Annotated in this window: 2 protein-coding genes and 3 pseudogenes; 2 read left to right on the top strand and 3 right to left on the bottom strand. The window is 61.8% G+C overall.

The annotated features are described in order from the left end of the window. Nucleotides 1-167 precede the first annotated feature (167 nt). A complete protein-coding gene (locus tag L284_RS41605) occupies nt 168-1,538 on the bottom strand; it encodes an IS1380 family transposase (protein ID WP_021235234.1) in 1,371 nt (456 codons plus the stop codon). A gap of 108 nt (nt 1,539-1,646) precedes the next feature. Between L284_RS41605 and L284_RS41610 the strand changes: the two are divergent. Next, nucleotides 1,647-3,983 (top strand): annotated as a pseudogene (locus L284_RS41610) (Tn3 family transposase); the annotation flags it as partial. Nucleotides 3,984-4,272: 289 nt separating this feature from the next. On the opposite strand, the gene L284_RS41615 reads toward L284_RS41610, so the two are convergent. Further along, a complete protein-coding gene (locus tag L284_RS41615; protein ID WP_031342841.1) occupies nt 4,273-5,307 on the bottom strand; it encodes an IS110 family RNA-guided transposase in 1,035 nt (344 codons plus the stop codon). 100 nt (nt 5,308-5,407) lie between these two features. Next, a pseudogene (locus tag L284_RS41620) lies at nt 5,408-6,166 on the bottom strand (Tn3 family transposase); the annotation flags it as partial. A gap of 55 nt (nt 6,167-6,221) precedes the next feature. Here L284_RS41620 and L284_RS41630 point away from each other — a divergent pair. Continuing rightward, nucleotides 6,222-7,240, top strand: a pseudogene (locus L284_RS41630) (IS3 family transposase); the annotation flags it as partial.

Genomic DNA, 7,240 nt, shown 5'->3' on the forward strand with positions numbered 1-7,240 from the left:
CCTCTGTTATTCACCGGAGCGCAGGCTTTCGGCGTTCTGGACCTGACTTTTGTTGAGGGCGTAGCGAGGGCGAGCGTCTTCCCCGGCGCTTTTCACCGGTTCAGGATCGATGGGCTTTTCAAGGTTGACGGACGGGGCTCAGGCTTTGGGCGGCATTGCCGCGCTGGTTATGTCGGCGCTGGGCGGAAGCCGGTCGCGATAGCTTTGAAGACGCCGGCATCGGGGCATGCCGACGCGAAGGCGAGACGGATGCGCGAAGCGGTTTCGATGACGCGGGCAGCCACCTTGATGAGCCGCAGACGCAATGTCGTGAACTCAGCGGTGGCGAGCACGGTTGCCTTGGGGATGGCCTGCTGGATGCGCCACAGCAGCCAGTAAGCGGCGGTGTGGAGGATGAGGCGCATCTGGTTGGCGTTTGCCGAGCGGCACGAGGTGCGATCGCTGGCGAGTTGGGATTTGTGGCGCTTGATCAAGTTCTCGGCCTGGCCGCGCGCGCAGTAGAGCGTATCGTAGATGTGCTCGGCCGAACCCTGGGCCAGAGAGGTGACGACGTAGCGGATGTCCATACCCAGGATACTGGCCTCGATCCGGGCGACGACGCGGCGCTTGCAGTTCCAGCTCTTGGCGCCGTAGCGGGTCTCGGCATAGGCGCGCAGCACCGGATACTGGGTCTTGGCCCGCTTGACCGCGCAGGCATCGGCGGCAGCGACGATTTCGGGATCAGCACGCAGCGCAGCGTTAGTGGGCAGGCCGAACACGTAATCGACCCCGGCTGCTTCGCAAAAGCCCATGACTTCGGGGCGGCCATAGTGCCCGTCGCCGCGGATGGTGATGTGCGTTTCGGGCCAGTGCCGGCGGATGTGCCGGATCAGGCGCCGGATGTGGCCGGCCACTTCGGCGCCTGAGGGTGTCTTGCCGGTGCGCAGCAGCATGGCCACCGGCCGGCCAGTGGCGGTATCGTAAACATGGATCGGCAGGAAACAGCGCTCTCCATGATGACCATTCCAGAACGAGAGCTGCTGATAGCCGTGCACGACATCGCAGGTGTCATCGATATCCAGCGTTACCGCTGCCGGCGGGGCTGGATAACTGCCGCAGTAGATGTCGACCATTACCGCCAGCATCTTCGCCAGCTCACGCGTGGTCGGCGCATTCTCCCAGCGGCTCATGGTCGGTTGGCTGGCCAGTCCTGCGCCTGATCCTGGCAACTTGCCCAGCGCCAGGCGGAACCCCGGATCATCACGCAGAGCATCGAGATCGTCGGCATCCTCATAACCGCAGGCGATAGCGAAAACGCGGGCGCGCAGAATGTCATCGAGGCGATGGATCACCCGCGTCGGGTCCCGCGGATCGGCGATGCAAGCCGCAAGCCGTCGGCAGATCCCTATCATGCGCTCGGCCTGGGCCAGCAGCAGCACGCCGCCGTCAGAGGTCAGCCGCCCACCGTCGAACGCGGCGGTGAGCTTTTTGCCGCCAACCGCTGGAAACGAAAATCCCGGTGCGCTATCGTTGCTCTTGGCGGGTGTGGTCCGTGGCATAAATTGCCTCGCTGCAGGACTGGTCTAGACACCCATTTTCCTACCGCAAAGCAATCGCTTAAGCCACTCCCGCCAACCCGCTAAAAGCCGCCCGGTGAATATGATGGGCTAGCTTCACTCAAGACCATTCCTGTCGCGGCCAAGCCCGATCACATCCGCCAGATTCTCGACCGCCTGCGGCAAGTGCGCAAGATCGGCATTTCCCCGGACGTGGCTGGCCGCATCCATGTGGACCGATTTCGGCAATATGTCAGGGAAGGCCGCGCTTCGCCTGCCTATATGATTGAGCGGTATATCCCCTCCCGCCGACGCGCCACGCTTGTTGCCTTCCTGCTCGACCTCGAAGAACGGCTGACCGACAGCGCTCTGGAGATGGCGGACAAGCTGATCGGCAGCATCTTCACCCGCGCGAAGAACGCCCGGGCGCGCAGCTATGCGACCACGTCGAAAAACGTGGCGCGGCTCATGCTGATCTTTCGCAGGACGATCGACGCGCTGACCGATGCGGTCGATACCGGGGAAGATCCGATAGAGGCCCTGGACGCATCGGTTGGGTGGAACACCCTCCTGAAGGCCAGGCCGGAAGTAGCGACGATCGCGGAAACCGCGAGCCTCGATTCGTTGACGGTCGCGGCCGATCGCTATGCGACGTTGCGCAAGTTCGCCCCCGACCTGCTTGAGACGCTCCAGTTCAGGGCCGGGAAGGGCAGTGCGAAAACAATCGCCGCAATCGAAATGCTGCGCGACCTCAACAGGTCGGGCAAGCGCGACCTGCCTGCCGACGCCCCCATGCCCTTCCGCAAGGAATGGCGGAAAATCGTCGTGGGCGATGATAGCAAGATCAACCGGCGGCTTTGGGAAATCGCGACGATCGCGCATCTGCGCAACAAGCTGCGTTCCGGGGATGTCTGGGTGGAACGATCGGCAGGATACCGCCGGTTCGACAGCTACCTGCTCAGCGAACCGAAGGCCAAGCCGGTCGTGTCCGCCCTCGGCCTGCCACCCATAGCCGACGAATGGCTCGAACAGCGGGGCCGCGAACTGGACTGGCGGCTGAAGAAATTTGCCCAGCGCCTGAAGCGCGACGCACTGGAGGGTGTGCGATACCGCGACGACCGTCTCCAGATATCCCCTGTTCGCACGATTGCGACGCCCGACGCCGAAGCGCTGGCCGACCGGCTCGATGCCATGATGCCACGCATCCGTATCACCGAGTTGCTGCATGAGGTGGCGCAGGAAACCGGCTTTCTTGCTGCCTTCACGAACCTGCGCACCGGCGAGGCGTGCCCCAACGAAAACGCGCTGCTCGCCACCATCCTCGCCGATGCCACCAATCTCGGCCTGTCGCGCATGGCCGCCGCAAGCCAGGGCGTGACGCGCGATCAACTCCTGTGGACACATGACGCCTATATCCGCGACGACAGCTACCGCGCGGCGCTGGCCGTCCTCATCAACGCGCATCACCGCCTGCCATTCTCGCGGGTATGGGGCGACGGCACTACCTCCAGTTCCGATGGCCAGTTCTTCAGGGGCGCGAAGCGCGGCGCATCGGGCGGCGACATCAACGCCCGCTATGGCGTCGATCATGGCTTCAGCTTCTACACCCATGTTTCCGATCAGTGCGCGCCCTATCATATCAACGTGCTCTCGGCGGCGACGCATGAGGCGCCCTATGTCCTCGACGGCCTCACCAGCCATGGCACCGATCTGAAAATCGTCGAGCATTACACCGACACCGGCGGGGCGGCCGACCATGTCTTCGCCTTGTGCGCCATGCTGGGTTTTCGCTTTTGCCCGCGTCTGCGCGACTTTCCAGACCGGCGCCTCGCGCCGATGGCGCCGGTCACGGCCTATCCGTCCATCGTCCCGCTGTTGGGCAAGCGCATTCGCACCGAAGTCATAGCTGAACAATGGGACGACGTGCTGCGCCTTGTCGGGTCGATCAAGGCCGGCCATGTCGCGCCATCGGTCATGCTGAGAAAGCTCGCCGCCTATGAGCGGCAGAACCAGCTCGACGTCGCGCTGCAGGAAATCGGCAAGATCGAGCGAACGCTGTTCATGCTGGACTGGCTGGAAAATCCCGATCTGCGCCGGCGATGCCATGCCGGGCTCAACAACAGCGAGCAGCGCCATGCCCTGACGCAGGCGATCTATACATTCCGCCAGGGCCGTATCATCGACCGCAGCCATGAGGCGCAGCAATATAGGGCATCCGGCCTCAATCTGGTCATCGCCGCAATCGTCTATTGGAACACGATCTACATGGATGCCGCCGCCCAGCATCTACGATCAACATCGGTCCCGGTGCCTGATGATCTGCTCGCCCATACGTCCCCCGTGGGTTGGGAGCATATTGCGTTCTCCGGCGATTTCCTCTGGGATCGTGCAGCCGCTTCCACTGGCCGAAAGGCCCTCAATCTCCCGCCGGATAGCCGTGCGGCCTAAGCGTTCGCTGATTGTTCGCCCTTAGCGTTGCGTGTGGATGGCTCCCGCGTTGCGGTGCGATTTTCTGACGTTCTGACATGCCATATCGAGTGCAGTCGCGTGTCCGGCCTTTATGTGCAGCCTTTATACGGCTGCTGGCCTTGAAGGATTCCGCCAGCCCTGGCCTCCTCATCGTTTATGCGGACTCGAAGTCCTGTACGCTAAGCAGGTTTGCCGAAGCTCGGTGGATCGAATGGCTTGCCTTCAGTCGGTCTTCACACCTCAACCTTGTTTTGCCATCGCCTGCCAATCAGGCTGCGATCGCCAATTCCTTTCTTTCATACTCGACGCCGCGCGTCATCACCACCCATGCAATACGCGCCATCTTGTTGGCCAGAGCAACGGCCACGACCTTGGGCGGACGGCGATCAAGCAAGGCTTTGGCCCATTCAAAGCCTTTGACGCTGCCCGCCCGGACATGCCGCAGCACTGAAGTCGCACCGACGACCAGCAATTGTCGCAGGTAGCGATTGCCGCCCTTGGTAATCTTGCCCAGGCGGGTCTTGCCACCTGACGAGTTTTGCCGGGGCACGAGTCCAAGCCAGGCGGCGAAATGGCGGGCCGACCTGAAGCTCTGCGCGTTGGTCACCATCGACGCGAGCGCCGAGGCGGTGATCACACCAACGCCGGGGATGGTTTCAAGGATGTTGCTGACGTCGTTGCGATAATGCCAGCGGGTCAACTGCTTATCGATCCTGGTGAGCTTGTCCTGCAGTTCCTGAATGTGGCGCGCTAAGACGCCGAGTGTCTCGCGCGCCAGTTCCGGAAGATCGAGTTCGTCCCCTTTCGCAAGCCGATCGACCATGCGCACCACCTGCGCCACGCCGGTACCCGTCACAAGACCGAATTCGGCCAGATGGCTGCGCACGGCATTGAACATCATCGTCCGCTGCTTGATCAGCAGTGCCCGCGTTTTGTGCAGCACGCCGCCAGCCTGCTGGTCAACTGACTTGATTTCGACGAACCGCATTGTCGGCCGCGTCACCGCCTCGCAAATCGCTTCGGCATCGGCGGCATCGTTCTTCTGCCGCTTGACGTAAGGTTTCACGTAGATCGGCGGGATGAGTTTTACGTCGTGGCCCAGGTTCTGGAGCTGCCGACCCCAGTGATGCGCCGTTCCGCAGGCTTCGATCCCGATCAGAACCGGAGGCAATGCCGCGAAAAACTTCAACATCTGTCCGCGCTTCAATTGCCGGGTCACAACCACCTGACCCGCAGCGTCTACACCATGGACCTGGAACACCGACTTCGCGATATCCAGCCCAATCGTGACAATCTCACTCATCGTCCGTCTCCTCGCTCTTCAGCCGAGGCAGTCTGCCTCAGCCGGTGAGCGGGAGCCATCCACTCCATCGTTTAGCGTACCATCCACGCTATGCCCTCTACTTGGCATTGATCTCTGCGGCGCCTGACCGGTTCCTGCCGGTGCGGAAGAACTGCCCGTCCGATGATGCGGCAATGCCTTCGCCCCAGTTTCGCGCGAACGGCAGCCGGTGGTGCTCGCGGACAATTTGCGCCAGCGCGGCTTCGTAATTTTCAGTAGAGATGTACCAGTTCTGCGTCCAGGCGAGCTGGGCATAGCTCACACCCTGGCTGGCGTTGGCCATGCGCTCAAGGCCGAGATTTGTGCCATCCGCGAGAATGGCGGCGAGAACTGCGTGAGGTTTGTCGTGCTCCTTGCCTGAGCGGATATCGCGAAATGCGGCAAGAAAACCGGTGCGTTCAGCAACTTCGAGCAGGAGCTCGGTAATCCGCACCCGCGGCAGCAAAGCATCCAGCTTACGATCCAACGTTTCTGCTTCTGGCGGCGTTATCGCCTGCAAAGGCTGCACCTTAAGCTTTTCGCGAATCAGCGCGACGCCAGGAAGGCGACCGGTCCGCAATTGGTGTGAGAAGTGCCGCAAACGTCGGTCCAGTTCCGCAGTTTTCGTTGCAAGGTATGTCTTGGCATCAATATCGAACGGCAGATCGGCGATGGCTTCCTGCGCCGCCTTGCGCGGGAGGAGATAGGCATCGAAGCGCTGATACGCGCGTGTGCCCTCAACCCAGACGTCACCTGCTCTCAATTTGTCCCGCAATGTGGCAAGAACCGCCGTCTCGTAGCGCTGCCGGTTGATCTTGCCTCCCTCCGAAATCTGAGGTGGTGCCGGTTTTCTGGACATGATGTTAAGCTAATCCCGACGTGAGGAACGGACGGGAATGAAGACGACGAGAAAGCGGTATTCTGCAGACTTCAAGGCGAAGGTGGCGCTGGAGGCGATCCGTGGTGATCTGACGCTGGCGGAATTGGCCGCCAAGCATGGCGTGCATCATACGATGATCGCGGCATGGAAGCGTCAGGCGGTCGATGGCATGGCAACGACCTTCTCAGGGGCAGGCGAAGCGACGAAATCGACCAGCGAGGCCGAGTTGGAAAAGCTTCATGCCAAGATCGGGCAACTCGTCATCGAGCGGGATTTTTTAGCGAAAGCCTCCGGTCGATGAGCGTGGCACGGAGGCGCTCGAAGATCGATCCTGCTCACCAACGCCTGTCAATCTCTGCCCAATGCCGGCTGCTTTCGATCAGCCGATCGGCCTATTATTATACGCCAGTGCCCGAGACGGATGAGACGCTGGCGTTGATGGAAGTGATCGATGCGACCTTTCTTGATTGCCCATGGTATGGCAGCCGCCAGATGGCCCGGCATCTGAAGCGGATAGGCCATGATGTTGGTCGCCGCCGGGCGCGGCGGCTGATGGCGAAGATGGGCCTGACACCGATCTATCAGCGGCCGCGCACAAGCGATCCGCATCCACAGCACCGGATCTATCCGTACCTGCTGCGCAAGCTGGCGATCGAGCGGCCCAATCATGTGTGGTGCGCCGACGTGACCTACATCCCGATGCGGCGTGGCTTCCTGTACCTGGTAGCGATCATGGATTGGGCGACCCGCAAGGTGCTGGCCTGGCGGCTGTCGAACACGATGGATGCTGGCTTCTGCGTCGCGGCGCTGGAGGAGGCGCTTGCCCGCTATGGCAAGCCCGAGATCTTCAACACGGATCAGGGCAGCCAGTTTACGTCGCAGGCCTTCACCAGCGTACTGCGCAAAGCCGAGGTTCGCATCAGCATGGATGGTCGGGGGCGTTGGATGGACAACGTCTTCATCGAGCGCCTCTGGCGATCCCTGAAGTACGAGTGCGTCTATCTCCATGCCTTCGAAACCGGATCAGAGCTTCGC

It is taken from the genome of Novosphingobium lindaniclasticum LE124 (assembly GCF_000445125.1).
In the GTDB taxonomy this organism is placed as follows: Bacteria; Pseudomonadota; Alphaproteobacteria; order Sphingomonadales; family Sphingomonadaceae; genus Novosphingobium; species Novosphingobium lindaniclasticum.